The organism is Collinsella sp. AF02-46-1 (assembly GCF_003465825.1).
Lineage (GTDB): Bacteria > Actinomycetota > Coriobacteriia > Coriobacteriales > Coriobacteriaceae > Collinsella.
This window is the reverse complement of sequence record NZ_QSBV01000023.1, coordinates 1-26115: the sequence shown is the minus strand read 5'-3', so window position 1 is coordinate 26115 and position 26115 is coordinate 1. Positions and strand designations below refer to the sequence as shown.

Genomic DNA, 26115 nt, shown 5'->3' with positions numbered 1-26115 from the left:
TCCTCGCAGACGCTCAAGCAGGAATACCTCGATACATACGAAGGAGGTGAATGACATGATAGGCAAGAGCTATGCAAAGATAGCGATTGTTGGCTCTGTACTTTGTCTTGCAATGGTTCTATGTGCATCATTTGCGAGGTATAGGTCCGAGCAATCGTTTATCGATGGCGCTGAGAACGGTTTTGGCATAGACGGGATGTATGTCAACGATGGCGCGACCAGGCCGTCTATGGCGATTCTTGCAGGCGAAGACATGGAATGGCAAATCTGTAATGGCGATGGCTCTTGTCTGAGTGGTCGTTTGGCCGCAACGAGCGATCCGAATTCGTTCGATCTTCTCGACGATGATGGAGCGGATTGCGGTTCTGTTCACCTTTCATATGCATCGCGAGACGGGATGGACGGCATTCTCTACGTCTCCCACGAAACTGGCGATTTCAAGATGCGCAGGACTAACCGGGTGCCGGCTTTTATCGAGGAGTGAGAGTTCCCGGCGGCCTGCCGATCAGGCCGCCGGGCTATCGAGCCCCGCATTCATCCGTACACGCACGGATGAATGCGGGAAGTGTCCGGATAAAGTTGATAATCAAGGAAACAAAGCCGTTCTGCCTGGGACGGCTTTGGCCTGGACTTTAACTACAACATCGCAATCGACACTTATCAGCTCGCGCAACGCGCATGGCCAAATCTCGGACGCTGGTGCATGGAGGACCTTCGAGATTTACTGGACATCCAAAACGACGACGCACACCGCGTGCTCGCCGACAGCGAAGACGAGATGGCTGTCTACAATGCGATCAGAAACGGTGTGAAGTCCGGAGAGCTTTCTGTGGAACCGCCGCGCCGTCGCGCGAGCCGACCGGGCAACCCGGGCAATCTGGTCCCGGCTCTCCCGGTCGTATTCCTACGATATCGCCCCTAGATCACCAATGTGTCAGATAAAGAATGACGCAATGGCTATGATCACGCCTACGGCGGATGCGGCGACTGCGCCTTTTTTCCTCTCCTTTAGTCCGACGAATAGGGTTGCCGTAAAGTCAAGGGCGGAAATGCAGGATATGGCAAGCGAAACGAATTCCTTGGGCGGTTTCAGCAAAAGGTCGCTAGCAAAGAGTAATGCAAGCAGGGCAAAGCCGATTGTGTTCAAGTATCTCGATTGATTTTGCGACAGCATGGCAACTTCCTTTCAGAACATGCAAGTGAAAAGTCGGTACGATGTCATTGCGGTTGCAAAAAAGCCGCCGCTAGGACCGGTTGTCACGAGACCGGCGATAACTTCAGCGGTGCCAGCAAGCTAGAGATCGCGCAGGCAAGCCTCCTCCTTCGTGTTCAGCGTGACCTTGTGAGGGACGGTGCGGTTATTTGCAGATCCGTGAGAATCGCACCACGCCTTGGAATATGAATCCGTGCAGCGCCCGCGCTCAAAAAAAGGGATATATCGTACTTTTCGTCGTAGTTGTCTCCGACGTAGATCTCGCTGCTCTCGGCGGGAGATCCCTCGTCGGCATGGGCTGCCGCAACGGGCACAAATGGTGTCATGACAAGGGAGAGGCAAAGAGCTGCTGAGACGATGGAGGGCAGGCATTTCTTCATGGCTGGCTCCTTAATCTGGCCTTTGATAGTTACTTGATGTCGCCTCCTTCCGCTTTATATCCGTTGTATTTGGCGTATTTCTTTAATAAGGCAAGAGGTTCTTCCTCTCCTTCGGATAAGCCGATGATGTTTCCTTGATCATCCAGTATGAATACGGACGGAATATGCTCAAGTTCATATTCGTCATACACGGTATTATCTTAATCTATGTATATGGGAAAGTCTCCTTCATGGACCGAGGCTTCGTTTTGAAACGGGATACCGCTTCGATTCGTTCCGGACGCGGATGTGGACGTAACTGGTCTCGGTGCCAAGTGCGATTTCAGTGACGTATATGACTAAACGGGAATGTTTGAGCAGTGCCGGAGTCTTCATCTGGATTGTTCCGACTGAAACGTCAGCCCGAATACACTGCATGGCAACTCCAACAAGAATGCCCCCGGCGTAATCCTTCCCAAGGCACGGCAATAGCCAAGTTCAAGTGAACGCATAAAGGTGGCTCCCGATGGTTCGGAAGCCACCTTCACAATTTAACCGATGGAAAAATCGATTGCTAATTCAATTTGACCCAGATGGCTGGGCGAACTCCGAGAGTCGAATCCTGCGTGCTGCCGAGGTCGCCGCAGGAGATGCCACCTTCTTCGTCAATGTAACTAGTCAAGGGTTGACCGGCGTAGTAGGCCCCATATGAATCGTCTTCGCATTTCTCTATATCGGAAGCCCACCATGCCTCGGGGACGTCCGTGCCGGCTAGAGTCGCGTACATATTATCCTCGCTAAGGTAATCGCTCCAGGAGTCTAGAATCGTTACGTCGCCTGCTAAAATCCTGCGCTCGGCATCGTTGAAGGCGTATTCTATGAAGGGTCCGTTCAGATACCTATACAGCGAGCTTGACTTGAAGTCCCATACGTCTCCATTCTCGTTGAATTCCATCTCATCGATGCAATGCTCGGTCATGAGGAGAGCCCTGTCGCCCTCCTTGTGGAGGACTATCCATTCAATCGGTTGGCCCTCGATATCCTTTCCTGTATAAGCCGAGAGCTCGCCCGAATATGTTCCCAGTTCGACGGTCTGCTCAATCGCGACGCTTTCGATTTTCTCCTGCTCCGCCTTCATGTCCGCCCTTGCTTCGAGCATGGACGGCAGGGGCGAGATGGCGACCATGACGGCAAGCAGGACGATGCCCGCGACAGCCGCGACGGCTATTTTCTTCCTCCTTTTGGAGAGGTTCGCAATCTTCGCGCCGGCCTCTCTTGCCTTCTCGCCCGAGTCCCCGTATCCCTGCTCGGCCAGCCTCTCGAGGCTTTCCTTTGCGGCCTCAGCTTCCTTCCTGTTGCCCTTCTCGAGTATCGCGACGCTCGTCTTGTAGACCCTGTCCCTTCTGGATTCATCCAGGAACGCGGCATCTTCCAGATCCGCCAGTTTCTCGCGCACGGCGCCGCAGTTCCAGCAGGTTCCGCGCTTGAGGTTCACCGCCCCGCAGCCGCACTGCCACCATCCCTCGTGCTCGGAATGGACACCCGAGCATTTGCAGGCATCGGCGCCCATCTCGGAGAGCAGGACATCGCGTTCCGACTCCTCGATTCCGTTGAGCGCGAGTGGCGCGGGGTTATCGATGTCGACCGGGTCGTCGAAGGACGTCTCGCAGTCCGCTCGGGTCACAACGGCACGCGAGCCGGTGATAACAGACAGCTTGATTCTCACCGCCTTGGGCCTGAGCACCTCGCCGGCGGGCAGGTCGGCATCTAGGAGCGAGAAGTCGACGTTCTCCGTCTCCCCTCCCTCGCCCTCGAGCCCGACCGTGAACTCTATGCGGCTGATGGGTTTCGTCGATACGTTGACGATCTTTGTCTGGAGGAAGCAAGCTCCCGTCTCGGTGTCCCTGGAGACCTGGACGGCCAGTACCCTGACGGGGCAGAGTTCCTGCCAGGAGGGGTTGGCGTCGCGGTAGACGATCTTGTACTTTGACATGTCTACACCTCGGGCAGGGCGTCTTCATCCGTTTTTGCGCTGGGCGCCGGCGCAGCTCGGTCTGGCAGTGCGCAGACGATCAGGCCGACCATGAGCGCCGTGCCGAAAAGGCCGATGAACCAGAGGATTCCCGCGTCATTGGTGTAATGCCCCTTGGCCCTGGCAATCTTAACGAGCTCCGCCACGCCGCAGATGTTGGCGGCGATCGCCAGGAGAGGCAGGAAGAAGATTATCAGCTCCATAGTTCTCATTTTCGGTCCTTTCTTCTCGGCCGCCAGCTTCGACACCGGCGGTCATCCGTCACTTCCGATAACACCAATTCTACTGTCCTCACCTGCGAATTTGTTGAGCAACAAATTCGATTGAGTGAGCGGTTGATTGCGCCGCGAAGGCGTTTAGTTAATTACGTTTGCCGCTGCGGCAAGACCGATGCAGAAATCTGAAATAGCCCTACGCTCGGCGATGTATCTACAAACCCTGAGCGAAGGGAGCCGCAAATGCATGCAGCGGCAATTAACCTTCGGGGGGGGGGTATCTCCTAGGAGAACCCGCCTCCAAGGCCAATCTATCATCGAGTACGTCCTGATCATCGCCATCATCGGCCTGGTGATCGTGTTCGCGGGACCCGGCGTGGCGGGGGCCATCCGCAACCAGTTCAACCTGGTCGGCAACACGGTGAGCAATGGGACGACCGGCGGGGTCGAGGGCGGCGCAACCGGCGGCGGCTCTGCGGGAGCCGATTCCGCGACCGTCCAGGCGGCTGTCGCCAAGGACGCGAAGGACTGGACGCTCGACGAGCAGGAGGCCGTGGCCGAGGACATCGCCGCCAAGGGCGAGGCGTCGCCGGCGTACGCAAAGGCGAAGGCCGCGATGGACGCGGGGACGAAGTTCTCGATGAAGTTGACGAACGGCAAGACGCTCGAGTATCGCATCATCGGTATCAACCACGATGACCTCGGGGACGGCTCCGGTAAGGCTGGGCTCACGTTCGAGGTAACCAACACTGCCATGGACGAGCAGCGAATGAACGCCACGAGCACCAATGCCGGCGGCTGGGAGAAATCGGAGATCCGCGGCCGCCTCAATTCCGGTGACCTCTGGTCGCTCCTACCGATCGAACTCCAGTCCAAGGCGAAGGCCGTCACGAAGATGACCGATAACAAGGGTGGTGGCAGTGCCAGTGCCCCATCGGCCACGACCGATAAAGTCTTCCTGCTCTCGATGACCGAGATCTACGGAGACCGCCAGACCGACGGTACCCAGTACGAGTACTACAAATCCAAGGGCGTGACGTACTCGAACCATTCAGGGGTGTCGTCGAGCTTTTATCACTGGACGCGCTCCGTGGATCCGAGCGGCTCCGCGTACTTCCGCTGTATCTATAGCAACGGTAACTATAACGACTACGGCGCGACGTACTCGTATTGCATATGCCTCGCCTGGTGTTTTTAACCTGTCTTCTAGCTTGTCTTCTAGTTTGTCTAGTGAAAGGCCCGTGCAATCCTGCGCGGGCCTTTCTTTTGGCGATTACTTGAACAATTTGAGGTTCATGGTACAAAGGTAGTCGGTTCGAGGAAAAAGGGGTCGTACTGCGCCTCTCAGAGCGCCTGCCGCACTTCACCTCTATTACCTCTGCGGCGCCCTCGTATAGGGCCCATCCCGCTTGCCGTTTCGTTGCAACCGCTCACTTGTCCACCGGTCAAGTGAACTACTGGAATAAATACAGCGACACGCTTGTCCGTTACAGTCGCTATATCTGTGTAAATCGCCGCGATAAATACAGCCCGTACTCGGCTGTATACCAGCTACGCGTATGTAGATTCATATCGCGTTAATAAATCGGCTCAAGCGCGTGCAAAACGCGCAAGTAGCCGCAAAAGGCGAATATCGCGTAGGTAGATTTTTAGCACCCTGTTGCTTAATCAAAATTAAGCAATTGCTTAGAACAAAAAAGGTCAGGCACTAGGTGCCTGACCTGCAAACTTCTGGTCGGGACGACTGGATTCGAACCAGCGACCCCTTGACCCCCAGTCAAGTGCGCTACCAAGCTGCGCCACGTCCCGAAGCTTTTATTTGTTGCTCTGCTCTCGCTCGCAACAGGGAGTATAATAACCCGAAACTTTGGACTTGTGCAAGAACTTTTTTAATTATTTTTGAGCAAGTCCAAAATTGTATCTGCGAGCTGGGGTTTTGTTAGCACGGGAAGTTCCTGCGTCCCTGCTGTGCTCACGATCCAAGCCTTATTGGTATCAGTTCCAAAGCCCGAATCGGCGCGCGAAACATCGTTGGCGATGATCGCATCGCAGCCCTTGCGGGCCAATTTACGCTCAGCGTACTCCACAACGTTATCGGTCTCGGCTGCAAAGCCAATCACGCACCGCTCTCCCTTTTGGCGCGAGAGCTCAGCCAAAATATCGACCGTCTCGACCAGTTCGATGCGATCCAGACGCTCGTTGGCCTTTTTGAGCTTATGGTCGGCAGGGGCTGCGGGCGTGTAGTCAGCGACGGCAGCCGCACAAATGGCCGCATCGGCCGTCTGGAAGGCGCTGAGCGCTGCCTGCAGCATCTCTGCGGCGGTTTGCACGCGTACGCACTCCACGCCGTGGGGAACATCGAGCGACGTCGGTCCCAGCACGAGCGTGACCGCAGCACCGCGGCGAGCAGCCTCCCCTGCCAGGGCGATACCCATCTTGCCCGAAGAGCGGTTGCCAATGAAGCGCACCGGGTCGATCGGCTCATGCGTGGGGCCGGCGGTAATCACGATGCGCTTACCCGCCAGGTCCTGAGGCGCGGGGTTGAGCACCTCACAGACAGCCTCGACGATGTCCTCGGGCTCGCTCATGCGTCCCGTGTCCACGTCGCCGCAGGCAAGGTAGCCGCTGCCGGGTCCCACCACATGCACGCCGCGGTCGCGCAACGTGGCCATGTTGGCCTGCGTCGCCGGAGCCTTCCACATGCCGTTATTCATAGCGGGTGCGATCACGATGGGTCGCGGCGTGGCGAGCAGCGTGGTGGAGATGAGGTCGTCGGCGATGCCATTGGCCATCTTGGCGATGATATTGGCCGTCGCGGGCGCCACGACCACCAGGTCGGGTTCCTGCGCCAGCGAAATGTGATGGATGGGGTCGAAGGGATCGTCGAATAGGCCCACGGCAACGGGCTCGTTGGTGAGCGCACGGAAGGTGAGTGGGCCCACAAACTCCGTGGCATGCTCGCTCATAACAACCTTGACGCGCGCACCGCGCTTTTGCAGCAGGCGCACGATATTGCACGACTTATAGGCGGCGATCCCGCCGGTAATGCCCAGCAGGATCGTTTTTCCCTCAAGTTGCATTGAATTGTTGGATGCCGCCGTCATCGCTAGGCTTCCTCGCTCGGGAGTACCAGGAGGCGGTGGCAGTACGGGCAGTGCGTAATTGACCTACCGTCGTGGTTGAGGTCGTTCATGGACGAAGCCTGCAGCGCGGTGTGGCAGACCGTGGGGATGTTACCCTGGATGGTCTCGACGGCCAGGCCGCGGAACTGCTTGAGTAGACGCTCGTAGTCGGTGAGCACGTCGGCCGGCAGCGTAGCGGCAAGCGCGGTGCGCTCCTTAGTGGCGGCGTCAATCTGAGCCTGCAGGTCGGCAGCCTTGGCGCGGGCGGCCTTGGTATCGGCCTTCACGCCCTCCTCAAACTTGGCGATGATTGCCTGTGCGCGGGCCTCGCGGTCGAGCGCCTCCTTATGGGCGATAACGACATCCTTGCGGGTGTGCTCAATCTTGTCCAGACGCTTGGCCAGGGTGGCGAGTTCATTCTCCAGGTCCTGAACCTCGCGGTAGTCGGAGCCGTCGACGTGGCGCTTCTTGGCAGCCTCGATGGCGTTGTTGGTCTGAATCTCGGTGGTGTTGAGATCGCCCAGCTCAATGTCCAGGTCCTTGCGCTGGGCGTAGAGCTTGGTCATCTCGGACTTGAGTTTTACATAGGTCTTACGCTTTGATGCGAGCTCCTTGAGCTCCGGCATATTGGCAAGTTCGCTCTTGTTGCGGGCGAGCTCCAAATCGATCTGTTGCAGCTTGAGTAGCGTAGCGCCGGCGCTCATAAGTTCTCTCCTTTTGTCACAGTCCACCATTGGCAAGGGTTCAGTATTTTAATCGCATGACGGGGGTCCATCCCGGCGTCAACTGCAGAGTTCATCAAGATATCCACGAACGGCTCCTCAGAGCGGTCGTGGCCGAGCAAGATCACCGGCATTCCGCGCAAGGCAAGGTCTTGCGCCACGTGGTAGCCGGCCTCTCCGGTCACAATAACATCTGCGCCTGCGGCGATGGCAAGCTCACCAAAATCGCCGAGGGAACCGCCCAGAATGGCGACGGTGCGGCACGGGTGCTCGGCTTCGCCCCATACGCGCGGGTCGCTGCCATAGGCTGTGGCGGCACGGTTGGCGAGATCGCGCAGGCTGTAGACGTCGTGGAGGGTCGCGAGTGCGCCCAGACCGGTGAGCTCAGGCTCGCCCACATGCTCCAGCGAGCTCATGGGCTCAGCGCCCAGCAACTCACTCAGGCGAACGCGCACCTCGTGCGATCGGTCCAGGTTGGTGTGAAGCGAGATGATGCTCACGCCGCAACGAGCTGCCTCGTACAACACAGCGCTGCATTGGGGACGCGATATATCCGCCGGGCAAAACGCCTCGGGCGCCTTGATATAAATGGGATGATGCGTCAGCAGCACGTTGGCGCCGGCCTCGAGAGCACGGTGCACGTTGGCCTCGGTAGCGTCAAGTGCACAGGCAACACCGGTGATCTCAGCGGCGGGATCTCCCACAGATAAACCAACATGATCCCAACCCTCGGCGTCCGTCTTGGGATAGCGTGCCAGCAGGGCGCGCTCAAGGTCGGCGACGATCATGCGGCACCCACGATCGACAGCAGCGTCTGGGCAAAGTTGTCCAGGTCGGAAGGGTTCACGCGGTCATCAAACGAGATGCGCAGTGCGCCCAGCGCCTGCTCGCGACCAATGCCCATGGCGCTGAGCACGTGGCTCGGGTCCATGCTGCCGCTCGAGCAAGCTGATCCGGCCGATACCTCAAACCCGGCGGCATCGAGCTTGATGATGAGCTCTTCGGAGTCCATGCCGTCAACGTAGATTGAAACCATGCCTGGCAGACGATCTGCCTGCGCGTAGTCGCCCATCGTGGCGTGAATGCGAGGATGGGCCGTAAGCGTGGCATAGAGATTATCGGACAGGGCCTGCAGTGTCGCTCGCTCCTGGGCCACGTGGGGCGCCAGCGTGTGGGCGGCAGCGGCAAAAGCCAGCTGCGTGCGCAGATCCTGCGTACCGGCGCGACGTCCTGCTTCCTGTCCACCGCCAAAGATGCGCGGACGCAGCGGCGTGCGGTTCTTAAGGTAGAGCGCACCGGATGCCACGGGGCCGCCAATCTTGTGCGCGGCAACGGTCATGGCATCGACGCCCAGCTCGGTGACATCGAGCGGAATATGCAAGTAGCCCTGGATGGCATCGGTGTGAAACAAGGCACCGGCAGCATGTGCGGCGGCGGCCAGCTCGCGGATAGGCTGCACCACGCCGCTCTCGTTGTTGGCGACCATAATGCTCACGAGCGCCACGTCGTCGCCGAGCAGCTCGACAAGCGTGGCGGGCTCAATGTAGCCCGCGCGGCAGGGCTGCACCAGGTCGACGGTAAAGCCGGCGGCACGCAGCAGCGGCAGGTTGTCCAGAATCGAATCGTGCTCGATGGCCGAAACGATTACACGATCGCGCTTGCGATCGCGCTGACGAGCGCCCTCGGCAAGACCGAGCAGCGCCAGCTGGTTGGCTTCGGTGCCGCCGTTGGTCAGTACAATCTCGGACGGGCGGACGCGCGCGCCAAAGCTGCGGGCGATCTCGCGACGTGCAACCTCCAGACGCGCGGCAGCCTTGCGGCCGAGCGAATGCAGCGAGTTGGGGTTGACGCCGGCAAGCTCGCTGTCGTCGTACTCGCGCTGCGCAAGGAGCGCCTCGGCGCGCATGGGCGTCGAGGCGGCATAGTCAAGATTCACGGGTATGCGGTTTTGACCTGCGGTCATAAGGGTTTATGCCTCCTGTGCGGCCTCGTTGCCCAGCTTCTGCAGCAGGGCAACCTCGGCAGCGGGATCTTCGGACTTAAATACGGCAGAACCGGCCACGAGCACGTTAGCGCCGGCCTTGACGACCTCGGCAATGTTCTTGGGAGAAATGCCACCGTCGACCTCGATGAGGGGCGAAACGCCGTGACGCTCGCACATGGCCTTGAGCTCGTGAAGCTTTGCGATGGTGCCCGGGATAAAGCTCTGGCCGCCAAAGCCCGGGTTCACACTCATGAGCAGCACCATATCGACGACGTCGATGATGCTCTCGAGCACGCACACGGGGGTGGCGGGGTTGAGCACCACGCCGGCCTTGACGCCGCGCTGCTGCAGATGCGTGAGCGTGCGGTGCAGGTGCGTGGAAGCCTCGTAGTGCACGGTGATCATGTCGGCACCGGCGTCGGCGTACCAATCGACCGTCTCGTCGGGGTTCGTCACCATGAGGTGCGCGTCGACCGGTACATCGGTGGAGCGCTTGACGGCCTTAAGGATGTCAACGCCAAAGGTGAGGTTGCCGGTAAAGTGACCGTCCATAACGTCGAAGTGCACGTAGTCGGCACCGGCGATCTTGTCGAGTTCGCCCTTGAGGTTGGCCATGTCGGCCGAAAGGACAGACGGAGCGATTTTGATGGAACCCATGGTAGAAGCCTTTCTGCGCTAGTCGGTGAGTCCGTAGAACTCTTGAGAAGGGACGCGATCGGTAAGAATCTCGAGCGCCCTATCCAAAGTAACACCGTTGTAGAGCGTTTGCTCCACGGCAAAGGTGAGCGGAATGTCTACGCTCAGTGAACGGGCAAGCTCACTGACGCTGCGGGCCGCGACGGCGCCCTCGACCACCATATGCGTACGTGCCTGGTACTCGTCGAGCGAGACGCCGTGGGCAAACTCGTAGCCAAAGGTGCGGTTGCGCGAATGCTCGGAGGTGCAGGTGGCAATGAGGTCACCCATGCCGGCAAGACCCATGCAGGTCATGGCTTGACCGCCGCGGGCGTGCACCAGACGGCTGATCTCGGCCAGGCCGCGCGTCATGATAAGGGCAAGCGTGTTGTCGCCCGCGCCCGAGCCGGCGGAGATGCCGCATACGATGGCGATGACGTTTTTCATGGCGCCGCAAACCTCGACGCCGGTCATATCCTGCGACAGGTAGATGCGGAAGGCCGTGGACAGCAGCAGCTCCTTAAAGGTCTCCCCTACCTGCGTATCTTTGCTGGCGATGACGGCGGCAGAGAGCCCACCGCGGCAAATCTCCTCGGCATGGTTGGGGCCCGAGAGGGCCGCCACACGCCGCTCGTTGCCGATCTCGCTGGCAATGACCTCGCTCATGAGCAGGCCAGACTCGGGCTCAATGCCCTTGGTGAGGCAGAGCACCGGGGTGTCGGTGGCGATACAAGGTGCCGCCTGATGGCATACGCTGCGCAGGTGCGTGGAGGGCACGGCAAAGATGATGGCCTCGACGCCGTCGAGCGCCTGGGCCAGATCCGTCGTGGCGACGACGTTTTCCGGCAGCACGTAATCCACCAGATACCGGGGGTTGCGATGCTCGCCGTTAATGCCGGCGGCCGTCTGTTCGCTATGGGCCCACATGGTCACGCGCTCGGCTCGCGCGGCGGCAAGGCCGGCGACGGCGGTTCCCCAGGAGCCGGAGCCAATCAGCGCAACATTCATGACTCTCCCCTACTTATCGTCGGGCTCGGTGACGCGCTTGGTAAACGAGAGCTTGGACTCCTTACCCGTCATGAGCTTTTTGATGTTCGCGCGATGGGCCCACACCACGGTGATGCCGATCATCGCCATGCAAAACTTAAGTCCCAGGCTGCCGTACGGAAAGACCGCGCAGACGGCGATGGGAAGACCGATGGCCGCGGCAAGCGAGCCTACCGACACAAACTTTGTGATGGCGACGGCCACGATAAACATGCCCAGCAGCGACAGGCCAATAGGCCAGTACCAAGCGAGGATGACGCCCAGACCAACCGCGATACCCTTGCCGCCATGGAAGTTGAGGTAGGGCGAGAAGATATGGCCCCACACGGCCGCCAGGCAGATGACGCCGAGCATCCAGTCGCCGGGAGCGCCGGGGGCCATAATGCTCACGGGGAAGCCATAGCCCACGCCCGCGATGAGCGGACGGGCGATAAGGACACAGATGGCGCCCTTAAGGCAGTCGAGCAACAGCGTGAGCGCGGCCACCTTAGGGCCGGCCACGCGCAGGGCGTTGGTGGTGCCGATGTTGCCGGAGCCCGCCTTGCGAATGTCGGTGTGGTTGAACACGCGGCCCAAGATCAGACCAAACGGAATCGCCCCGATAAAGAACGAGAGCACGGCGCAGATGGCGGTCAGCAGAATCGGATTATGCATCCTTTTGCTCCTTCTTCCTAAAGAAGAGTCGAATGGGCGTGCCGGCAAAGTCGAAGGTCGAGCGCATGCGGTTCTCTACGTAGCGCTGGTAGGTGTCGTTGACCAGGTCGCTATGGTTGACGAAGAACGTGAACGTCGGCGGGTTGACGCCCGTCTGGGTCACGTAGTGCATGCGCAGGCGGCGCTTGCCGTCCACCACGGTATGACCGAACTCGCGCAGGTCGGTAAGGAACGTGTTGAGGCGCGATGTGCTGATCTTTTGCGAGCGCGTCTTTTCGGCGGCGTCTACCATTGCCCAGATCTTCTCGACGCTGCGGCCGGTCAGGGCAGAGATGCGCAAGTACTGGGCCCAGGGAGCCATGACGCCCAGACGGCGGTCGATGGTCTCCATGCAGGCCTCGCGCTTACGGTCGTCGTCGAGCAGATCCCACTTGTTGAGCAGCACAACGATGGCGCAGCCGCGCTCGATGGCAAGACCCATGACCTTCTGGTCCTGTTCGGTAACGCCCACGGAGGCGTCGACGACGAGCAGCGCCACGTCGGCGCGGTCGATGGCGCGCAGGCCGCGGACCATCGAGTAGTACTCGATGTTCTCGTACACGGTGCTCTTCTTGCGGATGCCCGCGGTGTCGACCATGCGGTAGTGCTTGCCGTTGCGCTCCACGACGGTGTCGATGGCGTCGCGCGTGGTGCCGGCAATGTTGGACACGATAGAGCGGTCGGCGCCCAGGATGCGGTTGAACAGCGAGGACTTACCGGCGTTGGGGCGGCCGATGATGGCCACGTTCAGCGCATCGGGGAACTCATCGGCGACCTCGTCCTCTTCCTCCGGAAGCAGGGCCACGATATCGTCGAGCAGGTCGCCCGTGCCATGACCATGCAGGGCCGAGAGCGGCGTGGGCTCACCGATGCCGAGCGAATAGAACTCCCAGATGCTGTCGTTCTCGCGATCGGGGTTGTCGAGCTTGTTCACCAGCAGAAAGACCGGCTTGTCGCAGCGCTTGAGCATGCGGGCGACCGACTCGTCCTCCTCGGTGACGCCGGTGCGGCCGTCGACCACAAACAGGATGACGGCGGCTTCCTCGGCGGCGGCGAGGGCCTGGTCGCGGATGGACGTGGCAAAGACGTCGTCGCTCTTGAGCGGCTCGATACCGCCCGTGTCGACGATGGTGAACTCGCGGCCGTTCCAATCGGCCGTGTGGTATGAGCGGTCGCGCGTGACGCCGCGAGACTCGTGGACGATAGCGTCCGAGGTCTGGGCCAGGCGGTTAACGAGCGTGGACTTACCCACGTTGGGGCGTCCGACGACGGCGACGATAGGTTTCATCTGCTCTCCTTTAATGGGTAGGGTCAGCGGAATTAGTAGAGTCGGCAGGCACAATGCCAAGGATGTGCTCCAGGGTATCGAGCAGCTCATGCGGCATGGTCGACACCACATGAACCTCGGCGCCGCGACTGGTAAGGCTTGCGAGTAAATCGTCACGATGATACTCGTCAAGCGTCATGCCGTCAGCGTTGAACATGAGCTTAGGCACAAAGAGCATAACCCCCGACAGATCTTGGGGCAGCTGCTCCAGAATGTCACACGCGACGATGAGGCCGGTCACGTCCACGTTGCCGCCAAAGTAGCGGTTCTTGATGGCTGTGACGGTGCCGCCGAGACCATGCGGCGACTCCACAAAGCGTGCCACGGTGTCTCGCGCGCTGGCGCCGGAGAGGCACAGCAGGTTCTGGCTGCGGGCGGCGATGGCCTCGCGGACGCGGGCCAGTCGCTCGGCATCGGTAGCCAGCACGTCGTCGGTCTCGTCCAGATACGAGCGGATCATGCCGATGCCGTCGTAGTACTGCGGGTAACCGTCGTAAAAGTCCGCCTCGGGAGGATCGATGCCGGCGTCCAGATAGAACTCGTCGCTCATCTGGAAGGTGTGGCGGCCAAAGCGCTCGAAGGCACGGTCCTGGAAAGGCCGGATCATGGCAATGGTTTCGCGTGCGAGCTCGGGCTTGTCACTGTAGGACCAGCTAAAACGGTTCTGATGTTTGGTAAAGCCCAGCGGCACAATGCCCAGGCTGGTGATCTGCTCGTGCTCCTCGCAGTAACGCAGGGTCTTTTCCAGCTCCTCGCCGTCGTTCATACCGGGGCACAGCACGATCTGCGCGTGAATCTCGATGCCGGCGGCCATGATGGCCTCGAGTACGTCCATGCCGCGCTGGGCGTTGCGGCCCATCATGCGGCGGCGAACGTCGGGGCTCACGGCGTGGACCGACACGTTCATCGGACTCATGTTGCGATCGATAACGTTTTGCACGTCCTCGTCGGAAAGGTTCGTGAGCGTGACAAAGTTACCCTGCAAAAAGCTCAGGCGGTAGTCGTCGTCGCGAATGTAGAGCGTGGAGCGACCGCCCTTGGGCAGCATGGTCATAAAGCAGAACACGCAGGCGTTGACGCAGGTGCGCATGCCGTCAAAGATGGGGCCGTCGAACTCAAGGCCCCAGTCCTCTCCCGGGAAGCGGTCGAGCTCCACGGGGGTGACAGTGCCGTCGCGCGGATCGAATACCTCCAGCTCGACGGTGTCGTCGTCTGCCTCCCAGAGCCATACGATCATGTCAGTGAGTTGCTCGCCGTTGACCGTGAGCACGCGCATGCCCGGCTCGATACCCACATCCCATGCGGGCGACTCGGGACGCACGTTCTTTACGAGCGCGCCCTCACCCGGCTCGGGGTCGCGGCTGCGCCCGTAATCGGCCACCTCGGCGGCGTATGCGGGTACGGTCTGGTCCATGATTAGCGGCAAAGCTCCTTGATACGCTCTACGGCGCGTTCGATGTGTTCTTGCGGGGTGGAGGCTCCGGCAGTGATGCCAATGTGGCGCGCGTTGGCAAACCACGCGGCCTGGAGTTCCGAAGCTTCCTCGATGTGATGCGTGTGCTCACAGGCATCAGCGCAGATCTGTGCCAGGCGACGCGTGTTGCCCGAATTTTTGCCGCCCACGACGACCATGCAGTCGCAGCGGTTGGCGAGGGTTGCGGCTGCCTGCTGGCGCTCGCTCGTGGCTGCGCAAATGGTGTTGATCACACGCAGTTCCTGCACGCGCGGGGTGATGGAGGCCACAACCTCGGCCAGGTTCTGCGCGGTCTGGGTGGTCTGCACAACCAGACCCACCTTGCCCTTGAGTGGCAGCGCGTCCGCATCGGCGGCACAGCTCACGACCTGTGCGTCATCACCAGCATGGCCAAGAATGCCCTCGACCTCGGGGTGACCCGGCTCTCCCACGACGATCACGCGGTAGCCCTCGCGCACCAGACGCTCGGCCGCCACGTGGACCTTCTTTACGTAGGGGCAGGTGGCGTCGACCACATCGAGGCCGCGCTCGCGAGCGGCATCGATGACCTGCGGCACCACGCCGTGCGCGCGGATGATCACGGTGCCCGACGCGGCGTCGTCCAAGGTCTCGGCCAGACCGACGCCTGACTCGGCGAGCTCGCGCACCACGATGGGGTTATGGATGAGCGGACCCAAGGTATGGACCTGATTGCACTCCCCTGCCTGCGGCGCAGCGGCCAGCGCCATATCGAGCGCACGCTGTACGCCGTAGCAAGTGCCGGCGTGGGCGGCGATCTCGATGTTAGGCGCGCCGTCCTGGTCGGACGCAGTCGCGGCTGTGTTCGTCACGTTCTCGCTCATGGCTAGAACCTGCCCGGATGCTCGGCGCACAACTCGTCGCGCATCTTATATACACGGTTCATGGCCTCGGACTCAAACCAGGCCAGGCGCTCCGTGCGCTTAAGCCCGGCCGGCGCGTCCGAAAGCGAGACGGCCTTGCCGGCACGAATCCAGCATTTTTTAGGACGCATGAGCTTTTTGCCCGCGGGCGTGATGTCGGACCAGCCGCAGATGGCGAGCGGGTTGACGGGCGCCTTGCCCATCTGGGCGATGAGCGCAAAACCGCCGTGGACCTCGGGCTTGATCTCGCGCGAGCGGATGCGCGTGCCCTCGGGGAAGATCAGGACGTCCTCGCCGCGCTGTAGCGCATGCTGGGCGGCGCGCAGGCACTTCATATCGGCAGTACCGCGCTCTACGGGGATGCCGCCCACGCGGCTAAAGGCCCAGCGTACAATCTTGCTCTTCGCGAACTCGGACTTAAAGATGGGGCGGATGCGGCGGCCGCCAAAGAACAGCGCCGTCTCCACGGCCAAGAGCTCGGCCATCGAGGTGTGGTTGCAGATGACCACGCTACCGCGACCTTCCTGGCGCTCAAACAGCAGGTCGGCGTCCTCGACCTTCCAGCGCCACATGAGCTTGGAGAAGGCCCATAGAATAGCCATGACCACCACGACGACGGCGCGGATGAGCGCAGGGAACTCGGCGTAGGGGGCGTTGTAGTAATCCTCGGGCGTCTGCTTAAACAGGCGCATGAGTTACCTCCTTTGGTTGATGAGGTCCTCGATAATGCGTACGACCTCGTCGATGGTGTGGGCGGTGGAGTCGACGTGCACGGCGTCCTCGGCGGGCACGAGCGGTGCGACCTCGCGGCTGCTGTCGAGTTTATCGCGCTGCTTGAGGGCGTCGAGGGTTTCGTCGACCTCGGCCTCGAGCTGCTCGGCAGTAAGCGGCTGGGCGTCGTTTTGGTGGCGCTGCAGCACGCGGCGGCGGGCGCGCTCACGCGGGTCGGCGGTCAGGAACACCTTGACCTGCGCGTTGGGAAATACGACGGTGCCGATGTCGCGACCCTCGGCCACGATATCGCGGTCCTCGGCGGCGCGGCGCTGGTGAATGAGCATGGCGGCGCGCACGCCCGGGTAGGCCGAGACCTTGGATACGTTGGCGTCGACCTGCGGGGTACGGATGGCGGCCGAAGCGTCCTGGCCGTCAATGGTCAGGCGCGTGTCCTCGCCGGTACCATTGGTAAAGCGAATCTCGATCTGCTCGGCGAGGGCGTCGATGGCCGCCTCGTCGTCCAGGTCGATACCGCGGTCGAGCGCGGCGAAGGTGACGGCGCGATACATGGCGCCCGTGTCGAGCTTGTTAAAGCCCAGCTGGCGGGCGATCTCCTTGGCGATGGTGGACTTGCCGGAACCGGCGGGGCCGTCGATGGCGACGATCATGCAATACTTCCTTTCGGTGGTTGACGTGCTGGTATGGTTCGCGGGCGTCGGGGCGCGGCGGATTGCTTAGCCCGTGTAGCGCTCGCGGTAGGTGTTGCGCTTGGGCGCGGAGCCGTGGCTGCCGTGGTGGCGCGTGCGGCTCGCGGTGTTGGTCGCCGGCGCGGTGCCGCGCTTGGATGCGGCCTGCTTGGGCGGGGTGCCGCCGGCCTTGAGGATCTGCACTTCGCGCTCGGTGAGCTCGCGCCACGAGCCCTTGGACACGTCCTTGAGTTCCAGGCCGGCGAAGTTGCAGCGATGCAGGCGAATCACCGGGTGGTGGATCTTGCTCAGCATGCGCTTGACCTGGTTCTTGCGGCCCTCGCGGATGATGACCTCCACGGCGGTGGTGCCGGGCTTTACACCCTGCGGAGCCACGGCCTCGGCTTCGCGCGCGTTGATGACGCGGCAGATCGCCGGCTGGCACAGGCCGTCGTCGAGCTCGATGCCGCGGCGGAGCGGTTCCAAGTCGCGATCGGTCAGGTGGCCGTCCACGAGCGCCTGGTAGGTCTTGTAGACGTGCTTGCTGGGGTGCAGCAGGTCTTGCGACAGGTCGCCGTCGGTGGTAAAGAGCAGAAGGCCCGTGGTGTCGCGGTCCAGGCGACCCACCGGAAAGAGCCCCGGAAAACGGTCGCGCGGGACCAGGTCGGCCACGCAAGGGCGCTCCTGGGGATCGCTCATGGTGGTGAGGTAGCCGGTCGGCTTGTAGAGCATTAGGTACACGGCACCCTGGTTGAGCTTGACAGGCATGCCGTCGACCTCGATATGGTCGCGGTCGACGTCGACCTTGGTCCCCAGCTCGGTTGCGACCTGGCCGTTGACGGTCACGCGGCCAGCGGTCATCAGGTCCTCCGAGCCGCGGCGGCTCGCCACGCCCGCGCGCGCCAAAAAGCGCTGCAGACGCATGGTGTGCGGGTAGACGGGCTGGGTGCCGCCTGTGGGCGCCGTAGCGCCCGCGACGCGTGCGGTGCGCGTCTCCCCTGCTTCGTTAGTCCTCGTCATGCAAATCCTCCGAGGTGTCACCGGTGGGCAGAAGCTCTGCGTCATCGGTGTCCTCAACATCGGTATCGAGCAGTTCGCGCTCTTCGTCCAGGTCCTCGGCCTGCTCCTCGAGCGTGGACTGAATGCTGCGGCCGCTCAGGCGCTCGCGGATAAACTGGCGCGATTGCTCGTCGGGGGCAAACTGCTCCAGATCGGGCAGGTCGCGGGTGGAGCGCAGACCGAACTTTTCCAAGAAGGCGTTGGTCGTGCCATAGATGATCGCCTGACCGCGCTGGGGGTCGCGGCCGAGCTCGCGCACCAGACCCTTGTCCACGAGCGACGCGATGACGCCGTCGGAATTGACGCCGCGTATGCCTTTGACCACCTCGCGCGTCACGGGCTGGTGGTATGCGATGACGGCCAGGGTTTCAAGCGCCGCCTGCGACAGCTTTTGCGTGTCCCAGCTCAACACATAGGCCTCGACCACATCGTGGTAGGCGGGATGCGTAAACAGGCGCCAGCCGCCGGCGACCTCGCGCAGCTGAAAGCCGCGGTTGGCTTCCTCGTACTCAACCTTGAGCTCGGCGAGCAGCGATGCGCATTCGCCAGGGGCGATATCTAGCGCACCTGCCAGCGCAGGCGCGCTCACCGGGTCGCTCGACACCAGCAGCAGCGCCTCGAGGGCGCCTTTGAGGCTGTTTGCCTCCAGCGTTGAAAGGGTTGACATGGTTGCGGCTCCTATTCGGTGAGCTCGGGGCCCTTGCCGGGCACGTATGCCTCGGTGCCCTCGACTCGGTTGATGCAGATGGTTCCGAAGATCTCGTCCTGGCTCAGCGTGAGCGAGCCGCGCTTGGCGAGCTCGAGCATGGCCAGGAAGGTGACGACGAGCTGCTCGGTGGTGGCGTCGCCGTCCAGCAGCTCACGGAAGGTGCAGTTTTGGTGTGCCATGGTAAAGCGATCGACCGAGGCCACGGTCAGGTCGAGCGGCACACGATGCGGCGCCACGTGCTCGGCTTCCAGCAAGAAGGTCTGTCGCTTGCCGTCAAGGTCGGCACAGATGACGGCCAGACCGCGTAGGGTGATGCCGGCCAGGTAGTCGGGCATAAGGCCCAAAAACTCGGGGTCGGGGCCGGCCACGCGCGGGTGCATGCGGCTTTCGGCCTGCATGCGGGCACCGAGGGCCGCAGCCGCGCCTTTAAACTGCTTGTAGGCAATCAGGCGCTGGATCAGGACCTCGCGCAGGGCGTCGCCGTCGAGCGTGCTGAGCTCCTCGAGGTCTTCGTCGAACTCGTCATCGTCGTCATCGGCTTTGCGCGGGGCCTCCTGCGGCACCAAGGAGGCGGCCTTGATGTCCAAAAGGGTTGCTGCGACCAACAAAAAGTCGCTCGCCACGTCCAGGTCCAGCGCCTCGATGCGCTCGGCCTCGGCAAGGTACTGCTCGGCCACCTCGCTGATGGAGATGGCGCCGATATCTACTTTTTGGCGGGTTACCAGCTGCAGCAGCAGGTCGAACGGTCCGCTGTAGACCTGCGTCGACACGCGATACGACATCTTCGACCTCCTTTGACGGCGCCTTCGCGGCGCGGTTTGGGTGCATATTACGACCGTTTTGCACGGTCGACCTGTAAGTTTACCTTAGATGCCGGCGATTGCGAAGTTGAGCAGCTGCTCAGCAAGCGGATACACGGTAACGTCGAAATAGCGGCCGATCACGTCGATGCCGGTCCACATAGGCAGCAGGTACAGCACAATGATGAGGATGGGCATGGCGTATTGCTGCAGGTGATAGTAGTTGTTGAGCGCCTTGCCTTTGAGGAATGGCACGATGATCGACGAGCCATCGAGCGGCGGGATCGGGATGAGGTTGAAGAACGCGAGTGACAGGTTGACCACGATAAACGTGGCGCCGAAGTTCATGATCTGTGACGCCAGGGCAAAGGACATGCTGGTGTAGAGGTTGCCGTACGTTGCGTGCATGAGGGCGGCCGCGAGGCACGCGAGGGCGATGTTCGACGCGGGGCCGGCCACGCTCACCAAGACCTCGTCACGTTTGGGGTGCTTGAGGTTGTTGAGGTAGACGGGCACGGGCTTGGCGAAGGCGAACACCGGGCCGCCGGCGGCAAGCATGAGCAGTGGCAGGATGATGGTGCCAAACGGGTCGATGTGGTTGAGCGGGTTGAGCGAGACGCGGCCGCGCGAACGGGCCGTCTTGTCGCCGAGCGCCCAGGCCGCTGCGGCGTGTGCGCTCTCGTGGATCACGATGCCCACGATGACGGCGACGGCGCTGGCGAGCAGGTTCATGAGGTAGCTGCTGGACATGGCGCTCCTCTAGCGGACGCGGCGCGAGGCGCGCGTGAGCAGGTAGTCGATCACAAACAGGATCACGGCGACGATGGCGTAATCCAGGCGGAACACGCCGCCAAAGGGCGACGTGATGACGCCATAGCCGGCGATGGCGCTCGGCAGTGCGCGCGAAAGCTCAACGACAAAGCCTACGATCTGCAGCTTGGCGGTGAGGCCGCTAAAACACAGCAGCACGGTCATCGCGCTCATAAAGATGCCGCAGATGCGACAGGCGACGGCGATGATGCTCATCGCCACGGCAGCGGCCTTACGAGAGTTCACGCGCGGTCTCCTCTTCGATCTGGGTGGAAAGCTCCAGCCATTCGTCCTCGAGCTTGGGTAGCTCTTGCTTAAGGCCGTTATATTCCCCCAGCGCGGCGTTGAACTTGTCTTGATCGGCATAAAGCTCTTCGCTTGCCATCAATTCCATAAGCTCGTCATAGCGGGCGCGCTTTTTGTCGAGCTCCGTCTCGATCTTCTTGAGCTGGTTACGCACGCCCTTGAGCTTTTTGTTGAGCGCAGCGCGGGCTTGGGCCTCGGCGCGCTTTTGCTCCTTGGTCTTTTTGCCCTCGGCAGGCTTGGGGGCGGCGACGGGGGTGTCGGCCTGGGCGGCGCTGGCCTTGGCGGACTTGGTCGTGGCCGGCGCGCTCTCCGTGGACGCCTCGGCGGCGGCGCGGGCTGCGAGGTCCTCGCGCTTGTAGAGGTAGTAGTCGTAGTCGCCGTCGTAGACCGTGACTTGTCCGTCGCGGATGTCGATGACGCGGTTGGCCACGGCGCGCACCAGGTGCTCGTCGTGGCTGATCAGCACGATGGTGCCGGGGAAGTTTTGCAGGGCGTTCTCGAGCATGTCCACCGAGTCGATGTCTAGGTGGTTGGTGGGCTCGTCCAGGCACAGGAGCGCCTCGGGGGCCACGAGCATCTTGGCCAGGGCCAGACGCGCTTTTTCGCCGCCGGAGAGGACGCGAACCTGCTTCTCGATGGAATCGTTGTCGCTAAACAGGAAGGCGCCCAGTAGGCTGCGCTGCTGCGGCACGGTCCACTTGGGCGTGACGGTGTCGATCTCTTGCAGGACGGTGTTGGACTCGGTCATGCCCTCGAGCGCGTGCTGGGCGTAATAGGCCACGCCCACGTTGGTGCCCAGGTCGCGGGTGCCGGTGGTGGGCGGCTCCAGTCCGGCGATGATCTTCATGAGCGTGGACTTGCCGGCGCCGTTGGGGCCGACGAGTGCCACGTGCTCGCCGCGGTAGAGCTTGAGCTCGATGTCGCTGTAGATGTGCTTGTTGCCGTAGGACTTGGCCACGCCCTCGAGCCCCACGACCATGTCGCCGGAGCGCGGCGGGTCGGGGAACTTAAAGTCGATGTGCTTGTGGCCCTCGGGTAGGATGACAAGCTCCTTTTTGATCTGTTCGATCTTGCGGATGCGCTCCTGAGCCTGGGCAGCCTTGGTGGGCTTGTAGCGGAACTTGTCAACGAAGACCTGCATATGGGCGATGTCGCGCTCCTGGGCGGCGCGCTTGGCGCGCATCTGCTCCAGGTTGTCCTCGCGCTGCTTGAGGTAGCTACTGTAGTTGCCGGTGTAGGTGGTCACGCGGCGGTTTTCGAGAGCGGCGACATGGTCGACGCAGGCGTCCATGAAAGCGCGGTCGTGGCTGACGATGAGCACGGCGCCATCGTAGTTGGCGATAAAGCCGCGCAGCCACTGGACGCTTTCGAGGTCCAGGTGGTTGGTGGGCTCGTCCAGAAGCAGCAGGTCGGGGTGACGCAGGAAGAGCTTGGCCAGCGCGATGCGCATCTGCCAGCCGCCCGAGAACTCGGAGCACGGGCGCTCAAAGTCGGTGACCTTAAAGCCAAGGCCGGACAGGATCTTGCGGGCGTTGCTCTCGAGCTCGTAGCCGCCCAGGTGCTCAAAGCGGTCCTGGACCTGGCCGTACTCGTTAAGGAGCGCGTCAACGTCCTTGCCCTGTTCGGAGAGCTCAGTGATCTGGGCCTGCAGCTCGTTGGCGCGCTCGCCCATGCGGCGGATTTCCTTGGCGGCGGCCATGACCTCAGCGAGGATGGTGGTGTCCTTTTGTTCCAGATTAGTTTCCTGCTCTAGGTAGCCCACCTGGCAGTCCTTTGCGTACTGGACCTGGCCAGAGTCGGGACTGTCGATGCCCATGATGATTTTGAGCATGGTGGTTTTGCCGGCGCCGTTGGGGCCCACGAGCGCGAAGCGCTCGCCGGGGTTGATCTGGAAGGACGCGCCGCTAAAGAGGACGCGTGCGCCGAAGCTTTTTTCGATCTTGTCGACCAGGAGGATCATGGTGCCGCCTTTGACCTTGTGTGCCAATATGAAAAAAGGCCCCAACTTGCGTTGGAGCCTCATTCAATGCTCGGGTGGAGACGAGGGGGATCGAACCCCTGACCTCTTGACTGCCAGTCAAGCGCTCTCCCAGCTGAGCTACGCCCCCGTGCGGAGAACTACTATACGGGAACTCGGACCACGATGCAAGGACAATTTTGAAAAAAACTTTCGCGAGTGCCGGCGCGCTCGGGACCGCGCCAACCCGCGGGGCGCCTGGCCCCCGCACGGCCCGTACGCCGGCCGACTTGGCGCGTGGAACACGACGCACCCCGTTCAACAGGGTTTTCCGTGCGCCTCCAGTCCCATTATCGGGTCCGATTGCGAAGCGCCCCTCCCCAGCGCCCCAGAACCATGCCGGTTTACTACGATAAATCAGAAATGTCCGACCATACACGCCTTTTCGTGCAACTGGCGGGCTACCTACCTGCGGTTTTGCAAACGGAGAACACACGGTGCTCGGGGGGTCGCCGATTCGTCGTAGTAAACCGGCATGGTTTTGAAATGGCATCAGGTTGATTTCACGCAAAAGTGTGTTGGAGCCCTGAATTAAAGGCCTTAACTTATTTAGATCGCTTCTATTCTGCGACGCGCCTAGATTAGCTGTTGTTTAGCATCGGACTTGATCTTGCGTTGTGCGACTTGCTCGTGCATGGTAGTATTTCACAACGTGAAGCGAAGAAATTAGGTCTGAGTTGCCTTTGTTAGAATTGCATTCACCGTTCATAAGGGCTCTTGGCGCAACGGTTAGCGCAGGGGACTCATAATCCCTGGGTTCTGGGTTCGAATCCCGGAGGGCCCACCAGAATCGTTCGAGGCCGGGCATGCTGCCCGGCCTCTTTACATTACGGTGATACTAAATTTTTCCCTACATAGACGTGAAACACTTTTAATCATTCCTCTTTGCAATTTAGGATAGATTTTCGCCAAGCAGCCACTGGGCAAAAGCATATTATTGGCCAATCAAAATGAAAAAAGGCCCCAACTTGCGTTGGAGCCTCATTCAATGCTCGGGTGGAGACGAGGGGGATCGAACCCCTGACCTCTTGACTGCCAGTCAAGCGCTCTCCCAGCTGAGCTACGCCCCCGTGCGTAGAAGTACTATACGGGAACTCCCCCGCCGATGCAAGGACAATTTTGGACAATTTTGCGTCGCGTGGAACGGGCGCGGGGCCGAGAGGACCCACGGTACCCGACATAGTCCGCGGGGCTCGGCATGTCGCCCCAGGTGCCGCCGGCCAGACCAAAGCGATCCGCGGTGCTTCCGGGGACCTGAGCCCTTCCGCACGCCTTCGGACCATTTTCGGAACCGTGCGTAGCTCGCCCAAGCTGGTCGCTTCATAAACGGACCGGTTTACTACGCCGATTCCCGGATTACTGACCTCACGCCTACTTTTGCAAAACGGGCAGGCGATCTACCTGCGGTTTTACGAGCGGCGAATTCGGTGTGCTCAACTACTCCCAATCCAACGTAGTAAACCGGCGTGGTTGTAAAATGGCATTTAATTACTGGCAGCATTTAAAGTATTAAAAATGCTCAGTTGGGCATTATTACTTACCAATATCAAGCCAATTGCACAGAACGTTGGCCCGCAATCTGGTCTCAGCGCATCTCATCGCTTCGGTTTTTGGCTTGTAGCGCAACTCTAATCGCTCACACACACTGTGGATGATGGCATCAAGTTGATCGTGATCATTGAGCATGTCATGGGTTACAAGAAATACGTCGTATCCCATGCTTTGCAATGCTGTCATTCGGGTGGCATCGTGGTCAAGCACGGCGCCCGACCCATGGATAACCTCTCCTTGAAGTTCGATAATCACAGCCTTCATTGTTATTGGATTTACGATGACGATATCGCCGTAACAGATTTTCTGGCCTGCGATTTTCCGAGCTGAATTCGACAGCGGTGTTAAGTCGTTGACGAATATGTTTTTAAACTCCGCTCCGCCGGCACGCCTCGGATGACTTAGCAACATGATTCCAGCAACTTCTAGCGGGGATGCAGCAATACCTATTACCTGCTGTGCGGCTTCGTAGAATTGCTTTCCCCACATCTCGCTTTTAACCTTCGCTGCAAATCTATGCAGTTCTTCTATTTCAATAAGAGGCTTTCTCATCCAGAGCGATGTGCCCTTTCCGCTAGCATTATTTCCGGATCCGTCATCCTGCTGCCCACTTTGATCATTCTCGCTGTCCTTCTGGTGCGCCCGAGCATAGACTCGCTTCCATGGGGCCTCGTCTTGGGTTTCGTCTAGTTCAAACAGACTTTCTATGGTGTACTGCTCCTCATTTGGTTTTGCCTGCTCAAGTGCCATATCGACCGTGGGCGATGGTTTAAAAATCGAGAACCACCCGCAGAACTCGTACATAGCAAGAACTAGATCGCATGAAGACACGCTTCGAGTCATGGTGAATAGCGTATTAAGAGGGTCTGTGACGCTAAAGCCCATACCCGTGTCGATGGAAACCTTCTCTGTATAGGCGCTGTTCCATCGGATGGTCCGTCTTGTCTCGGAATGCAGGTTACTTCGTGTTGATGCTGCTGTGATGACTGGCGTCTTGAGGACGTCGGTCACGAAAGGGGCTTGGGATAGGGCTCGCCAGCCGTCTTCGGCGTTGGGTAAGCGCGGGTAGAGGTCGCGCACCTGCGGTGGGCAGCGCCAGTAGCGGAATGCGGTGTTTGCGCAGACAATTTCGTCCATTTGCGTCCCCCTGATATCGGCCGTAGGCCGTGCGAATTGCGGGCATGGCCGATTATCTACCGGGGCATCATGCGGGTAAGTACCGGAAGCAAACCAAAAGCTTGACGAGTTCTGCCGAAAAACCGTCGTGTGATAGAAATCCGCTGGAAGGCGCTCTGTGCATATGGTCCCTGTCTCCACATTAGAGCTCGGATCACAGGGGGAATTCAATGATAATTCGCATGCGTTTTATACAGAACGGGCAATGTCGTCAGCAAAAAGGGTGCGATAAAAATGACGCCTTAGACGACTACGATTTGATTTTGGTGTCAGTTTTGGTGTCACCCTTGGTGTCAAAATAAAAAAAGGTCAGAGGCTTAACACCTCTGACCTGTGCTTTAGATGGTGGGCGATACAAGATTCGAACTTGTGACCCCATCCGTGTGAAGGATATGCTCTACCCCTGAGCCAATCGCCCGTCGCCTTTCGGCAACAGAGATACTATCATAGCCGCGCGTGGTTTACCAAGAACTTTTTGCCCCCGATTATAAATTCGTGGGCGCCCTTGATTATCGACTTTATCCGAACACCTCCCACATTCAT

The 26115-nt window shown here is 60.5% G+C and carries 26 protein-coding genes and 5 tRNA genes; 3 read left to right on the top strand and 28 right to left on the bottom strand.

Annotated elements, in window-relative coordinates:
• Nucleotides 1–55 precede the first annotated feature (55 nt).
• On the top strand, nucleotides 56–484 hold the full coding sequence (locus tag DWV20_RS08930; RefSeq protein WP_117758888.1) for a hypothetical protein: 429 nt from the start codon (nucleotides 56–58) through the stop codon (nucleotides 482–484).
• Nucleotides 485–934: 450 nt separating this feature from the next.
• On the opposite strand, the gene DWV20_RS08920 is transcribed toward DWV20_RS08930, so the two are convergent.
• From DWV20_RS08920 to DWV20_RS08905, 5 genes are all read right to left on the bottom strand, one after another.
• A complete protein-coding gene (locus DWV20_RS08920; RefSeq protein ID WP_118256834.1) occupies nucleotides 935–1174 on the bottom strand; it encodes a hypothetical protein in 240 nt (79 codons plus the stop codon).
• 155 nt (nucleotides 1175–1329) lie between these two features.
• Nucleotides 1330–1593: a hypothetical protein gene (locus DWV20_RS08915; RefSeq protein WP_117716127.1), complete on the bottom strand. Its 264-nt coding sequence runs from the start codon at nucleotides 1591–1593 to the stop codon at nucleotides 1330–1332.
• A 29-nt stretch (nucleotides 1594–1622) separates the two neighbouring features.
• Nucleotides 1623–1784, bottom strand: a complete 162-nt coding sequence (locus tag DWV20_RS09925) for a hypothetical protein (RefSeq protein WP_158561630.1) — start codon at nucleotides 1782–1784, stop codon at nucleotides 1623–1625.
• A gap of 362 nt (nucleotides 1785–2146) precedes the next feature.
• Nucleotides 2147–3565 carry a hypothetical protein gene (locus DWV20_RS08910; protein ID WP_118256833.1) on the bottom strand — a complete coding sequence of 473 codons (1419 nt, stop codon included), beginning with the start codon at nucleotides 3563–3565 and terminating at the stop codon, nucleotides 2147–2149.
• Nucleotides 3566–3567: 2 nt separating this feature from the next.
• Nucleotides 3568–3816, bottom strand: a complete 249-nt coding sequence (locus tag DWV20_RS08905) for a hypothetical protein (protein ID WP_117716125.1) — start codon at nucleotides 3814–3816, stop codon at nucleotides 3568–3570.
• 379 nt (nucleotides 3817–4195) lie between these two features.
• Here DWV20_RS08905 and DWV20_RS08900 point away from each other — a divergent pair, with 379 nt between their 5' ends.
• Complete coding sequence (locus tag DWV20_RS08900) at nucleotides 4196–5017, top strand: DUF6273 domain-containing protein (RefSeq protein ID WP_147338932.1); 822 nt, start codon at nucleotides 4196–4198, stop codon at nucleotides 5015–5017.
• A 534-nt stretch (nucleotides 5018–5551) separates the two neighbouring features.
• Here DWV20_RS08900 and DWV20_RS08895 read toward each other — a convergent pair.
• From DWV20_RS08895 to DWV20_RS08800, 20 genes are all read right to left on the bottom strand, one after another.
• Nucleotides 5552–5628 (bottom strand) — tRNA-Pro (locus DWV20_RS08895).
• Between the two features lie 80 nt (nucleotides 5629–5708).
• Nucleotides 5709–6923 carry a bifunctional phosphopantothenoylcysteine decarboxylase/phosphopantothenate--cysteine ligase CoaBC gene (coaBC, locus tag DWV20_RS08890; protein ID WP_233539813.1) on the bottom strand — a complete coding sequence of 405 codons (1215 nt, stop codon included), beginning with the start codon at nucleotides 6921–6923 and terminating at the stop codon, nucleotides 5709–5711.
• Between the two features lie 2 nt (nucleotides 6924–6925).
• Nucleotides 6926–7645 carry a zinc ribbon domain-containing protein gene (locus DWV20_RS08885; RefSeq protein WP_118238479.1) on the bottom strand — a complete coding sequence of 240 codons (720 nt, stop codon included), beginning with the start codon at nucleotides 7643–7645 and terminating at the stop codon, nucleotides 6926–6928.
• Entirely contained in the window at nucleotides 7642–8451 is an 810-nt protein-coding gene (locus tag DWV20_RS08880) for a Nif3-like dinuclear metal center hexameric protein (RefSeq protein WP_118238478.1), read from the bottom strand. Before DWV20_RS08880 ends, DWV20_RS08885 begins: the two co-directional genes overlap by 4 nt.
• A complete protein-coding gene (locus DWV20_RS08875; protein ID WP_117636026.1) occupies nucleotides 8448–9626 on the bottom strand; it encodes a cysteine desulfurase family protein in 1179 nt (392 codons plus the stop codon). The genes DWV20_RS08880 and DWV20_RS08875 overlap by 4 nt, the downstream gene beginning before the upstream one ends.
• 6 nt (nucleotides 9627–9632) lie before the next feature.
• Nucleotides 9633–10304: a ribulose-phosphate 3-epimerase gene (gene rpe / locus DWV20_RS08870; protein WP_118238477.1), complete on the bottom strand. Its 672-nt coding sequence runs from the start codon at nucleotides 10302–10304 to the stop codon at nucleotides 9633–9635.
• A gap of 18 nt (nucleotides 10305–10322) precedes the next feature.
• Nucleotides 10323–11330 carry an NAD(P)H-dependent glycerol-3-phosphate dehydrogenase gene (locus DWV20_RS08865; RefSeq protein WP_118238476.1) on the bottom strand — a complete coding sequence of 336 codons (1008 nt, stop codon included), beginning with the start codon at nucleotides 11328–11330 and terminating at the stop codon, nucleotides 10323–10325.
• 9 nt (nucleotides 11331–11339) lie between these two features.
• The gene (plsY, locus tag DWV20_RS08860; RefSeq protein WP_118238475.1) at nucleotides 11340–12023 is read right to left on the bottom strand and encodes a glycerol-3-phosphate 1-O-acyltransferase PlsY; all 684 of its coding nucleotides are present in this window, start codon (nucleotides 12021–12023) and stop codon (nucleotides 11340–11342) included.
• Entirely contained in the window at nucleotides 12016–13350 is a 1335-nt protein-coding gene (der, locus tag DWV20_RS08855; protein ID WP_006236029.1) for a ribosome biogenesis GTPase Der, read from the bottom strand. Before der ends, plsY begins: the two co-directional genes overlap by 8 nt.
• Before the next feature lie 10 nt (nucleotides 13351–13360).
• Complete coding sequence (locus DWV20_RS08850) at nucleotides 13361–14803, bottom strand: DUF512 domain-containing protein (protein WP_118256832.1); 1443 nt, start codon at nucleotides 14801–14803, stop codon at nucleotides 13361–13363.
• A 2-nt stretch (nucleotides 14804–14805) separates the two neighbouring features.
• The gene (locus tag DWV20_RS08845; RefSeq protein ID WP_118256831.1) at nucleotides 14806–15705 is read right to left on the bottom strand and encodes a 4-hydroxy-3-methylbut-2-enyl diphosphate reductase; all 900 of its coding nucleotides are present in this window, start codon (nucleotides 15703–15705) and stop codon (nucleotides 14806–14808) included.
• A gap of 2 nt (nucleotides 15706–15707) precedes the next feature.
• On the bottom strand, nucleotides 15708–16436 hold the full coding sequence (locus DWV20_RS08840; protein ID WP_117636033.1) for a lysophospholipid acyltransferase family protein: 729 nt from the start codon (nucleotides 16434–16436) through the stop codon (nucleotides 15708–15710).
• 3 nt (nucleotides 16437–16439) lie between these two features.
• Nucleotides 16440–17126 (bottom strand): (d)CMP kinase, encoded by a 687-nt coding sequence (gene cmk, locus DWV20_RS08835; RefSeq protein WP_117636034.1) that lies wholly within the window; start codon nucleotides 17124–17126, stop codon nucleotides 16440–16442.
• 66 nt (nucleotides 17127–17192) lie between these two features.
• Nucleotides 17193–18164, bottom strand: a complete 972-nt coding sequence (locus tag DWV20_RS08830; RefSeq protein ID WP_118238471.1) for a pseudouridine synthase — start codon at nucleotides 18162–18164, stop codon at nucleotides 17193–17195.
• Complete coding sequence (gene scpB, locus DWV20_RS08825; protein WP_118256830.1) at nucleotides 18151–18870, bottom strand: SMC-Scp complex subunit ScpB; 720 nt, start codon at nucleotides 18868–18870, stop codon at nucleotides 18151–18153. Before scpB ends, DWV20_RS08830 begins: the two co-directional genes overlap by 14 nt.
• A gap of 11 nt (nucleotides 18871–18881) precedes the next feature.
• The gene (locus tag DWV20_RS08820) at nucleotides 18882–19694 is read right to left on the bottom strand and encodes a ScpA family protein (RefSeq protein WP_118256829.1); all 813 of its coding nucleotides are present in this window, start codon (nucleotides 19692–19694) and stop codon (nucleotides 18882–18884) included.
• Between the two features lie 84 nt (nucleotides 19695–19778).
• Entirely contained in the window at nucleotides 19779–20462 is a 684-nt protein-coding gene (locus tag DWV20_RS08815; RefSeq protein ID WP_118256828.1) for a site-2 protease family protein, read from the bottom strand.
• Between the two features lie 9 nt (nucleotides 20463–20471).
• Nucleotides 20472–20768 (bottom strand): hypothetical protein, encoded by a 297-nt coding sequence (locus DWV20_RS08810; RefSeq protein ID WP_233539812.1) that lies wholly within the window; start codon nucleotides 20766–20768, stop codon nucleotides 20472–20474.
• Nucleotides 20755–22788, bottom strand: a complete 2034-nt coding sequence (locus tag DWV20_RS08805) for an ABC-F family ATP-binding cassette domain-containing protein (protein ID WP_118256827.1) — start codon at nucleotides 22786–22788, stop codon at nucleotides 20755–20757. Before DWV20_RS08805 ends, DWV20_RS08810 begins: the two co-directional genes overlap by 14 nt.
• A 75-nt stretch (nucleotides 22789–22863) precedes the next feature.
• Nucleotides 22864–22936 (bottom strand) — tRNA-Ala (locus tag DWV20_RS08800).
• Between the two features lie 620 nt (nucleotides 22937–23556).
• Between DWV20_RS08800 and DWV20_RS08795 the strand changes: the two genes are divergently transcribed.
• Nucleotides 23557–23632: transfer RNA gene (locus DWV20_RS08795), tRNA-Ile, on the top strand.
• Between the two features lie 210 nt (nucleotides 23633–23842).
• Here DWV20_RS08795 and DWV20_RS08790 read toward each other — a convergent pair.
• From DWV20_RS08790 to DWV20_RS08780, 3 genes are all read right to left on the bottom strand, one after another.
• Nucleotides 23843–23915 (bottom strand) — tRNA-Ala (locus tag DWV20_RS08790).
• Nucleotides 23916–24378: 463 nt separating this feature from the next.
• A complete protein-coding gene (locus DWV20_RS08785) occupies nucleotides 24379–25533 on the bottom strand; it encodes a hypothetical protein (RefSeq protein ID WP_147346319.1) in 1155 nt (384 codons plus the stop codon).
• A 382-nt stretch (nucleotides 25534–25915) separates the two neighbouring features.
• A tRNA-Val gene (locus DWV20_RS08780) sits at nucleotides 25916–25990 on the bottom strand.
• Nucleotides 25991–26115 lie beyond the last annotated feature (125 nt).